Consider the following 15,589-nt stretch of genomic DNA (forward strand, 5'->3'; position numbering starts at 1 on the left):
CATCGGCGTCCGCCGACGCGCCGACGCCGGCCGTCGTCGCCGGCTCGCCGCCCGCGAGCTCGGCGTCCGCCGTCGCCGCCGCGACGCGCGTCCCGTCGACGCCGCCCGTCTCGGCCTCGAGCGCCACGCCCAGCGCGTCCGGGTCGACGGTCAGCACGTCCGCGAGGCTCTTGCCGGACACCGGCTCGGCGGCGGTGAGCAGCAGCTGGCCGTCCGCGGTGCGCACGCCCTCTCCCGCCGGCACGGCGGTGAGCAGGCCGCTGGCCTCGAGCGCCGCTTCCAGCCCGTCGCGTTGGGCGGCGGTCAGGCCGTCCGCGAAGTCGACCAGCTCCCACAGCGCCGGGCCGTCGGCGTCGTCGCGCCACTCGGCCAGGCCGGGCCGGCCGTTGACGCCGCGCGCGAGCTGCTCGAGCTCCTCACGCGCCGCGACGAGCGCCGCGTCGATCCCCGCCAGGCCATGCTCGGCCGCCGCGCGCGCGGCGCCGATCCGCTCGCGGTGGTCGTCGTGGATGATCGCGACCGGCGCGAGGTCCAGCGCGGCGCTCTCGCCTTCGAGCCCGGCGACGATCTCCGCGACGCGCTCGCCGTCCGCCACGAGCTCGACCAGGTCGCCCGCCCACCAGCGCACCTGTTCCTCGACGTCGTTGCGCGCCGCCGCCACGGCCTCGCTCGCCGCTGCCGCTTCCGCCTGCTTGGCCTCCAGCGCGCCGACAAGCGTGCCGGCGTGCCGCTCGGCCCGCTCCAGCGCCTCGACGCTGCGGTCCAGGTCGGCGTCCAGCTGCGCGGCGCGGGAGAGGAGCTGCTCGCGATGGCGGCGGTCGCGCTCGGTCTCCTCCACGTGCGCCGTGAGGTCGTCCAGGGACTCCGGCCACGGCTTGACCGGCACGCCGGACGCGTCCAGCCCGACCTCGATCGCGGTCTGCGCGGCCCGCAGCTGCGCCTCCGCCTCCTCGGTGTCGGACGTCAGGCGCTGCAGCTCGCCGCGCCGCTCGTCCAGGTCCTCCCGGAGGCTCAGCGCGCGCTGGTTGAGCGCGACGTAGGTCTTCTCGGCGGCCTGCGCGGCCGCGGTCGCCTCGTTGAGCCGCTGCGCGCCCGGGCTGTTGAGCTTGCGCATCAGCGCCTCGCGCTGGCCCTCGAGGCGCTCGCGGCGCGCGTCGGCGTCGACGAGCTGCTCGTCGTGGCGCACCTGGTCGCGCTGGAGCTGCTCGCGGTCGGCCTGCAGCCCGGCCTCGGCCTTCTCGGCCGACGCGCGGATCCGCTCCGTGTCGAGCAGCCGCGTCGCGCGCTCATGCGCGAGCCGTGCCACGTACCGCTCGTAGACCTCGCCGAACGCGACCGCGGCGTCCCGATCCGCGCGCAGGCCCTCGATCCGCCCGCGCATCCGCTCGAGCATGTCCAGCCGGTCCGCGCCCTCCTTGACCAGCGTCAGGTCCAGCTCCGGCAGCGAGTTCGTCAGCTGCTCGTCGAAGACCTCGGGCGTGAGCACCTCGGCCAGCTTCGGGCGACGCAGCAGGAACAGCAGGTTGACCATCGACTGGTACGCGTCCATCGACGGGAACCCGAACAGCGCGTCGTTGACGGCGCGGCGGTAGTCGATCGCGGTCGTGTACGTGCGCCCGCTGGTGCCGAGCGCGGTCGGCAGCGAGCGGCGGCCGAGCGGCTGCCCGTCCGGCGCGAGATCGACCTCGCCGACCGCACGCGCGGGATCGAGGATGCGCGCGCCACGCAGGATGAAGAACCACGTGCTGTCGGTCGTCTGGCTTCCGCCCGACTGCCCACCGGACGCGCCCATGCCGATCGTCACGTACTCGGTGTCGCCGTCCTCGCCGACCGGCATCAGCGTCTCCAGCCACACGTACCCGACACGCTTGGTGTAGACGTCGCCGAGCGACAGGTTCCAGGCGAACGGCCGGCCCTGCTTGCCCGACGTGTCCACGCGGTACTCGGCGATGTTGCCTTCGAGCAGCAGCGGGAACGTGAGCTCCAGCGCGCGCGACTTGCCGACGCCGTTGGCGCCCTTGATCACGAGCTTGCCGTCCTCGAAGACGAAGACCTCGTTGGCGTACTCGTAGAGGTTGATCACGCCCATGCGCGTGAACTGGCCGCGCGTGGTCACAGCAAACTCTCCTGGGGATCAGCGGGTTCTTCGGTCGTGCCGACCGCCTCGCGGAAGCGCCCGAACGCGGGCAGCAGCCGCAGCGTGGCGCCGTCGGTGGCGAGCAGGTCCAGCGCCGCGAGCTGCTCGACGGCGTCGCGCGCCATCGTCTCCTCCGGCTTGGCGAAGTACTTGGGGTGCGCGGTCAGCAGGTCGCGCGCGGCGCGGCGGACGTCCTCGGTCGTGAACCCGGTGCGGCCGTGCTCGGCGGCGAGTCCCGCGCCGATCAGCAGCGCCGCCTGCCGGTCGCGCTGGAACGTCGGGAAGCGCACGTCGGTGGCCTCGGCCGCGGTCGGGTCGATCAGCGCCGTGCCCTCCTGCCGGTGCTCGGCGACGAGCCCGGTCAGCGCGCACACGCGGTCGGCGATCGCCCGCCGCTGGTGGCGGAAGTGCAGCTGCTCGTCCAGCGAGAGGTCCTTGAAGTAGACGGCCGGGTCCTCGGCGAGGCGGCGGGCGGTGCTCAGGCGCAAGCGGGTGCGGCGACCGTCCTCCGACGGCGGGAACGGCTCCGCGAGCGCGCGCCGCTGCATCTCCTCGCGGTCGGCGTCGGCGATCAGGAAGCTCGGGGCGAGCCGGTCCAGGCGGACGCGATCGATGTTGTAGAGCGCCTCGACCGCGCGCGGGTCGCCGGTCGCGAACGCCTCGCGGTCGCCGTCCACGACCGCCAGCACGCCGTGGTCCTCCAGCCAGCGCAGCACGTCGCACAGCACGCGGCGATGGGAGGACTGGGTGTAGTCGAGCGTCTCGCCCTGCTGCGTGACCGCGCGCCGGACCTCCTCGGCGAGCGTGGAGATGAGCGCCTGCGGGCGCGCGGCGTCGCGTTCGAGCTCGGCCAGCAGGCAGAACAGCACGAGGTAGTGGCGGTAGCCGAAGCTCGCCCACCAGTCGCGGGTCGGGCCGCCCTTGGCCTCGGGGCGCACGCGCGGGCCGCGACCACGGGGATCGGCGATGCGCGGCCGCTTGCGCAGGCGCGCCATGTCGCGCTCCACCTCCAGCCGGTAGCCGAGCACCTCGAAGACCTCGGCGATCACGTGCTCGCGCTCGCGCCAGAGGACCTCCATCAGCTCGGGCTCGTCGCGGCGCTCCAGCCAGCCGTCGCGCAGCAGCAGGCGCAGGGCCTTCTGCCGGGCCTCGAGGGAGTCGGGCGAATCGCTTCGCGGATTCGCTCTCACGCCGCTTCGCGTCGTCCCGTCGCTCACGCGGGCTTGACCTCGAGCTTGAGGTCGTCGAGCTCCCACTCGCCCGCAGCGGTGCGCAGCCGCGCGCGACCGGGCTGCGGGGTGAGCTCGACCGTGAGCTCACGGCCGGCGTCCACGTGCCGCCACGGGCCGGGATCCTCGATGCTCGTCGCGCGGGTCCCGCACTCCATGATCCACTCGTCGATCGCGGCGATCGTCTCCTCATCGAGGATGTGGAACTCGCTGAGGCGCTTGCCGTGCAGCGCGAGCAGCCGGGTGCGCAGTGCGGCGTCCGCGCGGGCGTCCTCCTCGGCTTCCACGCGCGCGAGCTGCCGCGCCTGCGTGACGTCGGGGATGCGCGTCGTGCGGCCCTGGTTCGTGCGGCTCGACGGCAGCCGCAGCGTGCGGTCCATCAGCAGGCCGGGCACGGTCCACCACGACTGCGTGGCGCCGTTCTCGAGCTGGTCCTCGTCGGGGTCGGGCACCGAGAGGTGGCGCGCGGGGGACATCGCGAACGCGAGGTGGAAGAGCTCCGGGCCGGAGTCGGGGTCCTCGACCAGCATCGCCGCCAGGCGCCGGTAGTCGCTGGAGCGGTCCAGCCGGCCCGACTGCTCGGACGCGAGCCGGTTCCACGTGTCCAGCAGCCAGTCGACCGCGCCGTTGATCGACCGGCGCAGCTGCTCCCACGGCGTCGTCTCGCCGCGGCCGACGAGCCAGTCGTGCGCCTGGCGCCACTCCTCGCGGACGGCCTCCGCGCGAATGCGGTCCGCCTGCTCGGGCGCCTGACGGTAGCCCGCGACCTGCCCGCCGGCGGCGACCACGGCCGCGACCAGCGCGTCCAGGTGCTCCTCCACCGTGCGCGCGGCGACGGTGAACCGCGCGTGCGACTCGCGCTGCATCGGATCGAAGTGCTGCAGGTGGTCGACGACGCGCGCCTTGTAGGCCAGGAACGGCTCGCGCTCCAGCCGTTCGCCGAGCGTCATCACCTCGCCCAGCTCGCGCATGAAGGCCGAGATGCCCTGCACCGTGTCGGCGATCTCCGCGCGCAGCGTGACCAGCAGCTGCTCGGCGCGCTGGCCGTCCACGGGGCTGGTCTGGGAGAGCTGCGCGAGCTCGTCCAGCGTGCCCGCGATCCGGCGCAGGCGCTGCTGGCCGAGCGACGCGACCCGGCGCTCGAGCGTGAGCACGCGCTGGGCCGCCTCCCACGAAGCCTCACCCGCCGCGGTGATGTCGTACGTGTTGCGGGCGCGCTTGAACTCGGCGGTGCTGCCGGCGCGGCCCGTGTCCGCCTGGCGGTCGACGGCCTCCCACTCGTAGAGCTGCTCGAGCGCGACGACCAGCTCGTCCACCGTGGGTGCGCTGTCGGGCGCGACGTCCTGCCACATCACGAGCAGCTCGCGCGGCGCGAGGCGCAGCCCGAAGCGCCGCTTGTGCGTGACGAACAGCTCCATGATCTGCACGTACCGCTCGGCGTGCGGCGCCGTCAGGTAGGCGAAGACCTTGAAGCGGCCGGGTTCCGGCGCAGGCTCCGGCGCGGGCGCGAAGTCGGGGACGTGGACGTCGAGTTCGGACACGGACCTAGCGAGGCTAGGGGCCGCATCGGCGGACCCGCTACGGATTCTCGCTGTTTGCGGTGATGATCCAGCAGGCCGCCGTGTAGCGAACTTCGCCGTTTTGCAGGAAGGGATCGAACGCGGGACGCACGACCTCGATCACCCGCGCGCGGGTGGTGTCGTTGGCCTCCTGCAGGGCCATCCCGACCGGGCCGAGCCGCGTGTAGTAGCCCTCGAGGGCGTCCTCGGGCATCGTGCTCTCGACGTCGAGCGGCTGCAGTTCGACGTCGCTCCAGCCGGCTTGGGTGAGAATGCCGCGCACCCGGTCGGCGTTCCCGAACGCGAACTGCCCGGCGGCCTCGTTCGTGCGGTCGGGAAGGTCGGGCATCAGCGGCTTGGCCGCGCGCTCCGCGGTGGTGTGGAACGGGTTGTCCTCGGCGCCGCGCCAGGCGATCACGCGCAGGTGCGTGCCCGCCCGCGCCAGGTTCGTGAACGCCGCGACCGGGTCTTCGAAGAACATCACGCCGAAGCGCGAGATGACGAAGTCGAACCGCTCGTGGAACGGGTGGGACTGCGCGTCGGCGACGATGAACTCGGCCGCGTCCGTGCGCTTGCGCGCGGCCTCGATCATCGGCGCGGAGATGTCGACGCCGACCGCGCGGTCGGCCTGGCGCGCGACCGCCTCTGTCGTCGATCCCGTGCCACAGCCCACGTCCAGCACCGAACCAGCCACGCCGTCGATGAGCGGCGGGATGAACGGCGCCATCGCCCGATCGAGCAGGTCCTGCATCTCGACCCACGCGTTCCCGCCGGTCGTGTTCCACCGCGTCTTCTGATCCATGTCGGCTACCGTGCCACTTCAAGTCGACTTGAGGTCAAGGTCATGGACATCGGCGAAGTCTCTCGCACCACGGGCGTCGCGCCCTCCGCGCTCCGCTACTACGAGCAGCGTGGCCTGATCGAGCCGGTCGGCCGGACCGGTCTGCGCCGCCAGTACGACGACGCGGTCGTGGAGCGTCTGCGCCTGATCGCCCTCTGGCGCCGCTCGGGCTTCTCGCTCGACGAGATCACGGGGATGTTCGGCGCGGACGGCGAGCCACGCATCGAGCGCGCGGCGCTGACCGCGAAGGCCGACGAGCTGGACGAACGCATCCGCGAGCTGACCGCGCTCCGCGACGGCCTGCGCCACGCCGCCGACTGCCCCGCGCCGTCGCACCTGGAGTGCCCGACCTTCCGGCGTGCCCTCGCGGACGCGACGTTCCCCGCGCAGCTGAGCTAGTCAGCCCCGTCGGACAGCACCACATCGAGGTGCTCCTGGATCAGCTCGTTCTGGCGGAAGTGCAGCCCGACCAACGTTCCCCATGTGTGATCGGACATCGGGCCGTCGACGCGCCACAGCTTCCGAGAGCGTGTCGGCACGCCGAGCGGAGCATCCGGCCGCGCCCCGGTGGGCTCGTACGTGGTGGCGTCGTACTCGCAGAGCTTGCCGTCAACATGGGTGAACCGGCGCGCGGCGGTGTCACGTTCGGCGTGCAACTCGCGGTTGGCCGCAGCCACGAGCGGCTCACCGTGGCGGTCGGCGGCGGGACGTACCTCGCGGATGTACAAGCGCTTGACCCGGTCGGCGCCGTCATGACGACTGCGCCGCTCCCAGTCGAACCAGGTGCCCAGGAGCGGGTCGAAGAGCCGCTCGACCGTGTCCTGACGAGCGGCGTGGAAGGTGCGAACCCCCACGTCGTGCGGGTCGAGCGAGTCCAGGTTCCCCGCGTCGATCTTGATGCCGTACCAGTAGTCCTCCAGCAGACGGGCCGGCACCGAGTCCGTGTCGGTGATGCGAAACGGATGGACCGCAAGCGCAACGGTCAACTCCTCCTGCCGCGCCAGCTCGAGCAATGTGTCGACGAGCTCCCGCGCGGGAGCGAGCAGCGGGTGCGGGTAGATCGCCGCGTTGCCGTAGGCGAAGGCCGCCTCGCCGAGCAGCGCCTCGTCGACCACGTCTGCGGGCTCCAGTCGAACCAACCCGTCCTTGGTGACGCGTTCCCAGAGCGTTGGATACTCCGCGAACGTCGGGTCGGCCGGCGACGGCAGGTCGAACGAGCGGTCGATCAGCGCCTGCCACGCACCGTCGAGGGCACGCTGCAGGGCGGCGAAGGCCACCTGCCGGGCTCCCACCACGACATCGGCATGACCACGACTGAGCTCCTCGGGCGGGAACATCGCACGCAGATAGGGCTCAAGATCGTCCGCAAGGCGCTCCGCGTGGCCGGCGGTGATGGCACCGACCACCGTCGCGACATAGGCTTCGGCTTCGTCCTTTTCCACGCGATGAGACGGGTACGCACCGTCGGCCATGTACTCCGTCACCTGGAAGTAGTCGTCCGCGACGCTGGTTCGCAGCAGTTGCGAGTCTGGGTCCAGCGGGGGCGGCCGAAACGGCATTGAGTCAATGGTGACGGACTAGTCTGCCGCCATGGCCAGCTACGAGTACCGCACCGACGTGATCACCCACGGCTTCCTCGGACGGAAGGATGAGGAGCTGGACCGCGGCGCGCTGGAGAAGCGGCTGAACGAGCTCGGCGCGGAAGGCTGGGAGTTCGACAAGCTGCTGCCCAACCTCGCGCTGCACGGAGAGAAGGACGGACACCTGCTCGTGTTCCGCCGCGCTTCGCACGGCTCATGATCGGCTGCTCGAGGGCGTGCCAGGTGAGCGCGGCGGCCGCGATCGACAGCGCGCCGACGAGCGCGCACGTGGCCGCGAAGTCGCGCTCGGGGAGCAGGTCGTGGGCCTGCAGGCCGAGCAGGATCGGGTAGTGCCACAGGTAGACGCCGTAGGAGAGCGTGCCGAGGTCGGCAAGCGGGCGCGCTGAGAGCAGCCGCGGGGCGTGCGGGGTCGAGCACGCGACGACGATCGCCGCGAAACCGACGCCCGCGGGGAGCGGGCCGAGCGCGTTCCCGAGTCGGCCGATCGCGTAGGTGACGACCAGTGCCGCGCCGCCCACGAGCAGCGCGCGGACGAGCCATTTCGGCACCGCGCGGCCCTCGGTCAGCACCCGCGCGATCATCCCGACGCCGAAGAGCCCGAACACGTCCAGCAGCGTCTGCTGGACGACCGCTGGCTCCGGCGTGAGCTTCGACCACGCGACGCTCGCCGCCGTGAGCGCCACGAGGACAGACAGCCGCCGTCGCGCGACCAGCCCGATCAGCGGCACGAATGCGTAGAACGTGACCTCGATCGCGAGCGTCCAGGTCGGCGGGTTCAGGTGCCCGGCCAGCTCCGGCGAGTAGTTCTGGGCGAACACCGCGAAGCCGAGCAGCTGCGGCCAGTGGTCGATGTCCCGCGCGTGGCCGGTTCCGGCGAGCAGCACGAGCGCGGCGACGACCGTCAGGTAGTAGAGCGGCAGGATCCGCGCCGCCCGCAGCGCGTAGAAGCGACCGACCCGGATCTGCCGCCCGGAAGCCCACGGCCCGTACACCAGGAAGCCGGACAGGCAGAAGAACAGCGCGACCCCGAGCGACAGCTGCAGCCACAGGTTCCACGGCTCCGGGTTGCCGGAGTACTGCCAGCAGTGATGGACGACCACGCCGAGCGCCGCCAGCGCCCGGAGTCCATCGAGCGCCGGGCGTCGAGTGCGATCCACCCTTCAACCGTGGCCGCCGACCCTCGGAGTTCCCTGGGAGCCGCCTTATCGAGCGATGACGATCGGCCCGGTGCAGAGCCCGCGCGCGGCCAGCTCGTCGGCGATCCGCGGCACGGCGTCGACGGCCTCGGGCCGGTCGTGCAGCAGCAGGATCCCGCCGGGCCGCAGGTGCTCCGCGGCGTCGGCGATCGCGTCCGCCGACGCGCCGCGCGAGTCGTGCGTGTCCACCGTCGCGAGCACCTGCCGCAATCCAAGCCGCGCTGCCACGCGCTCAACCCGCGCGTCCGTCGCCAGGTACGGCGGGCGCATCAGCGTCGGCGTCCGTCCGGTCAGCGCGCCCAGCACCCGCTGCGCCTCTGCCAATTCGAACGCCACCCGTGCGTCATCGAGCGCGGTGAGCCGCCGATGCGTGAACGTGTGGTTCTCGACCCACATCCCCGCGCGCGCCTCCGCCCGCACGAGCTCCGGATGCGCCGTGGCTCGCACCCCCACGTTGAACATCGTCGCGCGCAACCCACGCCGCTGCAACGCTTCCAACAGCGCCGGCGTCGTCGGCGCGGGCCCGTCGTCGAACGTCAGAGCGACGGACCCGCCACTGCATCGCGCCGGCGTGGCGGGCCGTGCCGAGGCGACGAACACCAGCAGGCAACAGGCCACGAGCACGGCAGGGCGCAACAACACGTCCAGCCTACGCCCAGGAACGACAAAAGCCGCCCATCTGGACGGCTTTCGTGCATAGCGGGGGCAGGATTCGAACCTGCGACCTTCGGGTTATGAGCCCGACGAGCTACCTGACTGCTCCACCCCGCGGCGGACGTAAAAGAATAGCAGCGCTTCAGCGCCCCTCAAGGCGCGGAAGCTCGATCGCTGGGCAGCGATTCATGACCACGCGCAGACCCGCGGCACGCGCGCGCGAGGCCGCTTCCTCGTCGATCACGCCGAGCTGCATCCAGACCGCCTTGGCGCCGATCGCGATCGCCTCGTCGACGTGCGCGGACACCGCGGAGGAGCGGCGGAAGAGGTCGACGACCTCGATGCCCTGGTCCGCCGGCAACGCCGGATGGCAGCGTTCGCCGAGCAGCTCGTCGCCCGCGTCGGGGTTGACCGGGATGACCCGGTAGCCGCGCGACTGCAGCATGGACGCGATCCGATGCGAGTCGCGCCACGGCTGCGGCGAGCAGCCGACGACGGCCCAGGTCTTCAGCTGCGTGAGGATGAACTCGACGTCGTCCATCAGAGGAGCGCCTCCAGCCGTTTGGCGTTGCGGGGCGCGAACGCCTCCCAGTCGTTGTTGAAGTAGGCGAACACCTCGGCCGAGGTTCGCACGTCGCGCAGCCGGGCCGCCCACTCGCGCAGCTCGGTCTCGCTGTAGTTGCCCCGCCGGCCGCGATGGCCGTAGTGGAAGCGCACGAAGGTCCAATCCGTGGTGAGCTCGAGCGGCTGCCACGGCCGCTCCGGATGGTCGCCGTAGACGAGCGCGCAGCCGTACGCGCGCAGGATCGAGTAGACGTCCTCCGTGAACCAGGACTCGTCGCGAAACTCCCAGGCGTGGCGTCCCGGCGGCAGCAGGGCGCAGGTCTCGGCGAGCCGGTCCTCGTCCCGGTTGAAGTTCGCGGGCAGCTGCCAGAGCACCGGGCCGAGCTTCGGCGAACCTACGAGTGGCGCGATCGCGTCGTAGTACTTGCCGATGCCCTCCTCCACATCCTGCAGCCGGCGCACGTGCGTGAGGTACCGGGAGGCCTTGACCGTGAAGATGAAGTCCGCGGGCGTGTCCTGCACCCAACGCGACACGGCCTCCGGCTTCGCCAGCCGGTAGAAGGTCGAGTTGACCTCGACGGTGCCGAACTCGCTCGCGTAGTGCGACAGCCAGGCGCGCTGCGGCAGCTTCGGCGGGTAGAAGGCCTCGCGCCAGTCCTTGTATTGCCAGCCCGAGCAGCCGACATGCACCGGGCGATCCATCCTGCGACCCTACCCACGACATGGCCCGCGTCTTCATCTCTCGCGACCTGCCGTTTCCCGCGCTCGACCGCCTGAAGGAGCAGCACGAGGTGGACGTGTGGGAGGAGCGCACGCCGCCGCCCGCCGACGCGTTCCTCGCGCGTGCGCAGGAAGCCGACGCGCTGCTGCTGACGGTGACCGAGAAGGTCGACGGCGACTTCCTCGACCAGGCGCCGTCGGTGCGTGCGATCGCGAACTGCGCCGTCGGTACGGACAACATCGACCTCGAAGCCGCGGCCCAAAGAGACATCCCGGTCGGCAACACGCCGGGCGTGCTCACCGACGCCACCGCGGACATCGCCTTCGCGCTCCTGCTCGCCATCGCGCGCCGGCTGCCCGAGGGCGAGGCGGAGGTCCGTGAAGGCCGTTGGGCGCCGTGGCACCCGGGCCACATGCTCGGCGGCGACCTCGCCGACACGACGCTCGGCATCATCGGCTGGGGCCGGATCGGCCAGGCGATGGCGCGCCGCGGCGAGGGCTTCGGGATGAAGATCGTCCACTCCTCGCGCTCGTCGGGCATCCCACTCGACGAGCTGCTCGAAACCAGTGACCACGTCTCCCTGCACACGCCGCTCACTCCGGAGACGAAGCACCTCATGGGCGCTCCGCAGTTCGCGCGCATGAAGAAGACCGCCTACTTCGTCAACACGAGCCGTGGCGGCACGGTCGACCAGGCAGCCCTGAAAGACGCCCTCAAGAACGGCGAGATCGCCGGCGCGGGCCTCGACGTCACCGACCCCGAGCCGCTCCCGGCCGACGACCCGCTGCTCACCGCGCCGAACCTGCTCGTCGTCCCGCACGTGGGCAGCGCGACCGTCCGCACGCGTTCGCGGATGGCCGACCTCGCCGTGGACAACTTGCTCGCCGCGCTCGCCGGCGACGAGATGCCCAACCGGGTCGCATGAAGCGCGTCGCCGCGGTCGACATCGGCTCGAACTCCACGCGTCTGCTGATCACGGACGGCACGCGCGAGTCGATCGTCACGCGCCTGGGCGAGGGCGTCGACGCGACCGGCCGGCTCGGCGAGGCGCCGATGCAGCGCGTCCTCGACGTCCTCCACCGTTACAAGGAGCAGATCGACGGCGCGCCCGCCGCCGCGGTCATGACCTCCGCCGTCCGCGACGCGCAGAACGGCCCCGAATTCGCGCGCCGCGTCCAGGACACCCTCGGCTTCCCGGCCCGGATCCTGTCCGGCGACGAGGAGGCCGAGCTCACCTTCACGGGCGCGACCGCACAGCGCGACGACCAAGATCCCGTCCTGGTGATCGACATCGGCGGCGGATCGACCGAGCTCGTGATCGGCCGGCGCGACGCCGTGACCTTCCACGTGTCCACCCAGATCGGCGTCGTGCGCCACAGCGAACGCCACCTACGCAACGACCCGCCGACGGCCCAGGAGCTCCAGGCGCTCCGCGCGGACGTCACGCTCCCCGAGCACCCGCCCGCCACGCGCGCGATCGCCGTCGCCGGGACACCCACCCAGTGCGCCGCGATCGACCTCGGGCTGGACGAGTACGACCCCGCGCGGATCGAGGGCCACATCCTCACCGCCACGCGCCTGAACGAGCTCTACGCGGACCTCGCCTCCAAGCCGCTCGCGGAGCGCCAGAAAACGCGCGGATTGGACCCCGCCCGAGCGCCCGTGATCGTGGCGGGAATCGCCATCCTGCTCGAAGTGATGGCGTCCTTCGGGTTGGCCCAGGTCGAGGCGTCCGAGCACGACATCCTCTACGGACTCGCGCTCTCAACCCTTGCCGACGCTCCGTAAACCGGTCCAAATTGTCCGTGTATGGACATGTGTTCGATTGGCAGTCGGAAGCGTCAAGGTGGAGAATCCTGCCTGTCGGAAGGGCGGTCGTGCCTCCCGCCGCCGTCCACCGACGCATAGGTCCGGGCGATGCCGCATCATCGGCGCCTCCCGCCGCCTGGACCACCCAATAAGGCCCCATCAAGGCACGTACCCCTGCCCGTCCTGACGGGGCCATTTTGAAGCCGCCCGCCCCCGCCGCGGGCGGCTTCTCTTTAAGGGGTCATAGCTACATTCGGGACATGGCCGATCGAGAGTTCGAGCTTCCCCCGACGGTCACCCACGCCGCGATCTCGCAGGTACTCGCCGGGCAAGCGCCGTATGACGAGCTCAGCGACTACGCACAGGCCGTCGTGCGTGCCTCCTGGACTGAGCGGACCGCCGCGCGCGTTGCCAGCGCGGATTTCACCGAGCGTCTCCGGGCCGCGGGGCGGCCCTGGCATGAGGCGGACGTCGAAGGCGCCACCGTCGTGCGTGGCGACGATTCAACGTCGCCGGAGGCCTAGCTGTAGTGTTCCTGAGCACGTTGTTCATCCGGGCCTCCTTGGAGGCTGGTGGTTCTCGAGGCCGCCAGACCCAAGGAGGACACCGGATGAAGTTGCACGGTAACGCAGCTCTGTCATTGCGACAGCGGCTGCGCACGCGAGTTGATCGCACGTGCCCAGGCGTTCAGGCCAGGTTGGCAGAACGCGGGTACACGACGGTCGGGTCGGTGGAGACGTTGACGAGCGCCGGCTTGCCCGCCGAGAAGGCGCGGTCCAGCGCTCCCCGTAACGCGCCCGCCTCGGTCACGAGCTCGCCGTGGCCGCCGAGCGCCTCGACGACGGTGTCGTAGCGCGTCTCCGGCCGCAGGTCCGCCGCGACCGACCAGCCGTTGTACAGGTACTCCATCGGGTGCTTCTCGAGCGCCCAGATCCCGTTGTTGCCCATCACGGCGACGACGTTCACGCCGTGGCGGGCGAGCGTGTCGAACTCCATGCCGCTGAAGCCGAACGCGCCGTCGCCGACGAGCAGCACGACCTGGCGGTCCGGGTACGCGAGCTTGGCAGCGAGCGCGTAGCCCGGGCCGGACCCCAGGCACCCGAACGGACCCGGGTCCAGCCAGCAGCCCGGCTCGTACGAATCCACGACGCGGCCCGCGAAGGACACGAAGTCGCCGCCGTCGCCGATCACGATCGCGTCCCGGTCGAGGACCTGGGCGAGCTCCCCGTACACGCGCATGGGATGGAGCGGCGAGCGGTCGTCCCGCAACTGCTCGCGCTCGCCCTCGCGCTTCGTCGTCTCCTCTGCCCGCAGCTTCTCGACCCACCCGCGAGTGGACGGCCCGTCGCCGACCAGCCCGCGCAGGATCGTCGTGAGGTCGCCGTAGAGCTCGGCGGCGACCCCGCGCGGATGCTCGCGCTGGGGCTCGGCGACGTCGATGATCACGACGTCGGCCTCCTCGGCGAACGCCTTGCCGAAGCCGAGCCGGAAGTCCATCGGCACGCCGATCACCAGCGCCACGTCGGCCTCGGACAGCGCCGTCTTGCGGGCGCGCGCGAAGGCCAGCGCATGGTCGGCCGGCAGGCACCCGCGCCCCAGCCCGTTGAGGAAGACGGGGATCCCGCGCCGCTCGACGAGCTCGCGCAGCGCGCCCTCGCCGTGCCCCCAGTACAGGTCGGTGCCGGCCATCACGACCGGCCGCTCGGCCTCGCTCAGCAGTGCGAGCACGCGCTCGATCGCGTCACCGTCGGGCTGCTCGGCCCGCGGCGCCTGCACCTCCCGGGCTTCCTCGACCTCGGCCTCCGAGAAGACGACGTCCAGCGGGAAGTCCAGGAACACCGGGCCGGTGTGCGGCTTGCCGGCGACCGCGAACGCCTCGTCGACGAGGCCGGGGATCTCGGGCGTGGCGCCCGCGGTGGCGGCGAGCTTGACGACGGGCCGGACGAACGGCACGTGGTCGATCTCCTGCAGCGAGCCCTGCCCCCAGCGGAACGCGGGCGCGCGCCCGCCGAGCACGATCATCGGCGAGTGGTTCTGCTTCGCGCTGGCCATGGCGCTCATGCCGTTGGTGACGCCGGGCCCGGCGGTCAACGCCGCGACCCCCGGTTGACGCGTGACCTTCGCCCACCCTTCGGCGGCGAACGCGGCCGTCTGCTCGTGCCGGGTGTCGACGATCTCGATCCCCTCGGTCGTGCAGCCCTCGTAGATCGAGAACAGGTGTCCGCCCGAGAGCGTGAAGAGGCGGGATACGCCGTGCGCCTTCAACCGGCGGGCGATGAGGCGGCCGCCGTGCAGCCGCGTGGCTTCGTCGTCCATAAGCGCGGCGGAATCTATCCCCCCGGGCGGGGGGATCGCGCCGCCTGCGCCTATCGCGGCACCGCGTGTGTGATTAGCGTCACTGGGGTGAACGACGAGCCCACCCTCAGCTTCACCGACGCCGACCTGGAGCTGCTGCTCGCCGAGGCCGACCGCGAGGATCCGATCCTGCGCGACGGCCGCCCGGGGAACATCGAGCAGCCGCGCGAGTCGCTGGACGCGCAGATCCTGGCTGCGCTCGTCAGCCCGTAGCTAACGTCCGGCAGCGGCAGCGTGCAGACGCGCGGTCGCGGCCGCGTCGCCTACTCGGTCCTCGCCCCAGAAGACACCGCGATCAACCCAGAGCGCGGGCAAGCGGTCCGCGCCTGAGCCGAGCAGACGGCGCGAAGCCGCCTCCATCGCCCCGTCGCGGCGCTCCTCGCGCGCGGCCTTCAGGCACCCGTCGAGCCGCAGCCCGGCGGCGGCGGCCGCCTCGGTGAGGATCTCCAGGTCGTCCAGATCGAACCCGCCCGCAAACGCGAGCCGGGTCGCGGCCAGCACGAACGCGCCCCCGCGCCCCTGCTGGGCGGCGTAGTGCGCGACGCGCATCGCGGCCGGGACGGCCATCGGCCAGCGCTCGGGCCATTGCAGCGGAAGGCGCAGCGCAGCGGCGCGCTCTTCAGCGTGGTCGACGATCTCTTGGACATCGCCGAAGTCCGCGGGCATGGACGCGCATCGCAGCGTGCGCGAGCACGCCGGCGTCCATGTCACCTCATCAAATGCTCGTTCGACTCGTTCCGCCGCCAAGTAGGTAAACGGCGACGCGAGGTCGAACAGGAACTCCGCCCTAACGGCGTCCCCCATCGCCTCCGGCCGGCGCCGCGCGCGGCGGTCCTCCAGCCGTATGACCTCACCCATTCCGTGCATCCTCGATCTCGTGTCGTTCCCCAGACGCGAAAGCAATTGCCCCCGTCGCATGCATA

Annotated in this window: 16 protein-coding genes, 1 tRNA gene and 1 pseudogene; 6 read left to right on the forward strand and 12 right to left on the reverse strand. The window is 71.7% G+C overall.

Translation table 11 applies throughout. The features are described 5' to 3' along the window. From OJ997_RS23490 to OJ997_RS23505, 4 genes are all read right to left on the reverse strand, one after another. The coding region (locus OJ997_RS23490; protein ID WP_270027693.1) for a TIGR02680 family protein at window positions 1–2,116 on the reverse strand (2,116 nt) is incomplete at its 3' end. After that, entirely contained in the window at window positions 2,113–3,327 is a 1,215-nt protein-coding gene (locus tag OJ997_RS23495; RefSeq protein WP_270027694.1) for a TIGR02678 family protein, read from the reverse strand. The genes OJ997_RS23490 and OJ997_RS23495, both read right to left, overlap by 4 nt. A 23-nt stretch (window positions 3,328–3,350) precedes the next feature. Continuing rightward, window positions 3,351–4,907, reverse strand: a complete 1,557-nt coding sequence (locus OJ997_RS23500; RefSeq protein ID WP_270027695.1) for a TIGR02677 family protein — start codon at window positions 4,905–4,907, stop codon at window positions 3,351–3,353. 37 nt (window positions 4,908–4,944) lie between these two features. Then, the gene (locus OJ997_RS23505; protein WP_270027696.1) at window positions 4,945–5,727 is read right to left on the reverse strand and encodes a class I SAM-dependent methyltransferase; all 783 of its coding nucleotides are present in this window, start codon (window positions 5,725–5,727) and stop codon (window positions 4,945–4,947) included. A gap of 42 nt (window positions 5,728–5,769) precedes the next feature. On the opposite strand from OJ997_RS23505, the gene OJ997_RS23510 reads away from it, so the two are divergent. Beyond that, complete coding sequence (locus OJ997_RS23510) at window positions 5,770–6,165, forward strand: helix-turn-helix domain-containing protein (protein ID WP_270027697.1); 396 nt, start codon at window positions 5,770–5,772, stop codon at window positions 6,163–6,165. Here OJ997_RS23510 and OJ997_RS23515 read toward each other — a convergent pair. Continuing rightward, window positions 6,162–7,325: a hypothetical protein gene (locus tag OJ997_RS23515; RefSeq protein ID WP_270027698.1), complete on the reverse strand. Its 1,164-nt coding sequence runs from the start codon at window positions 7,323–7,325 to the stop codon at window positions 6,162–6,164. The two genes, OJ997_RS23510 and OJ997_RS23515, sit on opposite strands and share 4 nt — an antisense overlap. Window positions 7,326–7,356: 31 nt before the next feature. Here OJ997_RS23515 and OJ997_RS38250 point away from each other — a divergent pair, with 31 nt between their 5' ends. Further along, on the forward strand, window positions 7,357–7,566 hold the full coding sequence (locus OJ997_RS38250) for a DUF4177 domain-containing protein (RefSeq protein WP_505011401.1): 210 nt from the start codon (window positions 7,357–7,359) through the stop codon (window positions 7,564–7,566). A gap of 43 nt (window positions 7,567–7,609) precedes the next feature. On the opposite strand, the pseudogene OJ997_RS23520 reads toward OJ997_RS38250, so the two are convergent. The 5 genes and pseudogenes from OJ997_RS23520 to OJ997_RS23540 form a co-directional block, all read right to left on the reverse strand. Next, a pseudogene (locus OJ997_RS23520) lies at window positions 7,610–8,524 on the reverse strand (acyltransferase family protein); the annotation flags it as partial. 45 nt (window positions 8,525–8,569) lie between these two features. Continuing rightward, window positions 8,570–9,202 carry a polysaccharide deacetylase family protein gene (locus OJ997_RS23525; RefSeq protein ID WP_270027700.1) on the reverse strand — a complete coding sequence of 211 codons (633 nt, stop codon included), beginning with the start codon at window positions 9,200–9,202 and terminating at the stop codon, window positions 8,570–8,572. A gap of 58 nt (window positions 9,203–9,260) precedes the next feature. Beyond that, window positions 9,261–9,334 (reverse strand) — tRNA-Met (locus OJ997_RS23530). 25 nt (window positions 9,335–9,359) lie between these two features. After that, window positions 9,360–9,758, reverse strand: a complete 399-nt coding sequence (locus OJ997_RS23535) for a CoA-binding protein (protein ID WP_270027701.1) — start codon at window positions 9,756–9,758, stop codon at window positions 9,360–9,362. Continuing rightward, the gene (locus OJ997_RS23540; RefSeq protein WP_270027702.1) at window positions 9,758–10,483 is read right to left on the reverse strand and encodes a DUF72 domain-containing protein; all 726 of its coding nucleotides are present in this window, start codon (window positions 10,481–10,483) and stop codon (window positions 9,758–9,760) included. Before OJ997_RS23540 ends, OJ997_RS23535 begins: the two co-directional genes overlap by 1 nt. Window positions 10,484–10,503: 20 nt before the next feature. Here OJ997_RS23540 and OJ997_RS23545 point away from each other — a divergent pair, with 20 nt between their 5' ends. The 3 genes from OJ997_RS23545 (at window position 10,504) to OJ997_RS23555 (ending at window position 12,835) form a co-directional block, all read left to right on the forward strand. Beyond that, on the forward strand, window positions 10,504–11,427 hold the full coding sequence (locus OJ997_RS23545) for a 2-hydroxyacid dehydrogenase (RefSeq protein ID WP_270027703.1): 924 nt from the start codon (window positions 10,504–10,506) through the stop codon (window positions 11,425–11,427). Continuing rightward, the gene (locus OJ997_RS23550) at window positions 11,424–12,290 is read left to right on the forward strand and encodes a Ppx/GppA phosphatase family protein (RefSeq protein WP_270027704.1); all 867 of its coding nucleotides are present in this window, start codon (window positions 11,424–11,426) and stop codon (window positions 12,288–12,290) included. Before OJ997_RS23545 ends, OJ997_RS23550 begins: the two co-directional genes overlap by 4 nt. A 281-nt stretch (window positions 12,291–12,571) precedes the next feature. Continuing rightward, complete coding sequence (locus OJ997_RS23555; RefSeq protein WP_270027705.1) at window positions 12,572–12,835, forward strand: hypothetical protein; 264 nt, start codon at window positions 12,572–12,574, stop codon at window positions 12,833–12,835. Between the two features lie 163 nt (window positions 12,836–12,998). Here the strand turns inward: OJ997_RS23555 and OJ997_RS23560 are convergent, their stop codons facing one another. Beyond that, window positions 12,999–14,627, reverse strand: a complete 1,629-nt coding sequence (locus OJ997_RS23560; RefSeq protein ID WP_270027706.1) for an acetolactate synthase — start codon at window positions 14,625–14,627, stop codon at window positions 12,999–13,001. A gap of 87 nt (window positions 14,628–14,714) precedes the next feature. Here OJ997_RS23560 and OJ997_RS23565 point away from each other — a divergent pair, with 87 nt between their 5' ends. Continuing rightward, window positions 14,715–14,879: a hypothetical protein gene (locus tag OJ997_RS23565; protein ID WP_270027707.1), complete on the forward strand. Its 165-nt coding sequence runs from the start codon at window positions 14,715–14,717 to the stop codon at window positions 14,877–14,879. Here the strand turns inward: OJ997_RS23565 and OJ997_RS23570 are convergent, their stop codons facing one another. After that, window positions 14,880–15,584, reverse strand: a complete 705-nt coding sequence (locus OJ997_RS23570; protein ID WP_308213582.1) for a DsbA family protein — start codon at window positions 15,582–15,584, stop codon at window positions 14,880–14,882. Window positions 15,585–15,589: the final 5 nt, after the last annotated feature.

The sequence above is a fragment of the Solirubrobacter phytolaccae genome (assembly GCF_027587195.1).
GTDB classification, from domain to species: domain Bacteria; phylum Actinomycetota; class Thermoleophilia; order Solirubrobacterales; family Solirubrobacteraceae; genus Solirubrobacter; species Solirubrobacter phytolaccae.

Bases quoted from the DNA above. Each gene is read 5' to 3' on its own strand.
- OJ997_RS23540 (WP_270027702.1), bottom strand. From the start codon at position 10,483: ATGGATCGCCCGGTGCATGTCGGCTGCTCGGGCTGGCAATACAAGGAC.
- OJ997_RS23550 (WP_270027704.1), top strand. From the start codon at position 11,424: ATGAAGCGCGTCGCCGCGGTCGACATCGGCTCGAACTCCACGCGTCTG.
- OJ997_RS38250 (WP_505011401.1), top strand. From the start codon at position 7,357: ATGGCCAGCTACGAGTACCGCACCGACGTGATCACCCACGGCTTCCTC.
- OJ997_RS23570 (WP_308213582.1), bottom strand. From the start codon at position 15,584: ATGCGACGGGGGCAATTGCTTTCGCGTCTGGGGAACGACACGAGATCG.
- OJ997_RS23515 (WP_270027698.1), bottom strand. From the start codon at position 7,325: ATGCCGTTTCGGCCGCCCCCGCTGGACCCAGACTCGCAACTGCTGCGA.
- OJ997_RS23555 (WP_270027705.1), top strand. From the start codon at position 12,572: ATGGCCGATCGAGAGTTCGAGCTTCCCCCGACGGTCACCCACGCCGCG.
- OJ997_RS23535 (WP_270027701.1), bottom strand. From the start codon at position 9,758: ATGGACGACGTCGAGTTCATCCTCACGCAGCTGAAGACCTGGGCCGTC.
- OJ997_RS23560 (WP_270027706.1), bottom strand. From the start codon at position 14,627: ATGGACGACGAAGCCACGCGGCTGCACGGCGGCCGCCTCATCGCCCGC.
- OJ997_RS23545 (WP_270027703.1), top strand. From the start codon at position 10,504: ATGGCCCGCGTCTTCATCTCTCGCGACCTGCCGTTTCCCGCGCTCGAC.
- OJ997_RS23510 (WP_270027697.1), top strand. From the start codon at position 5,770: ATGGACATCGGCGAAGTCTCTCGCACCACGGGCGTCGCGCCCTCCGCG.
- OJ997_RS23505 (WP_270027696.1), bottom strand. From the start codon at position 5,727: ATGGATCAGAAGACGCGGTGGAACACGACCGGCGGGAACGCGTGGGTC.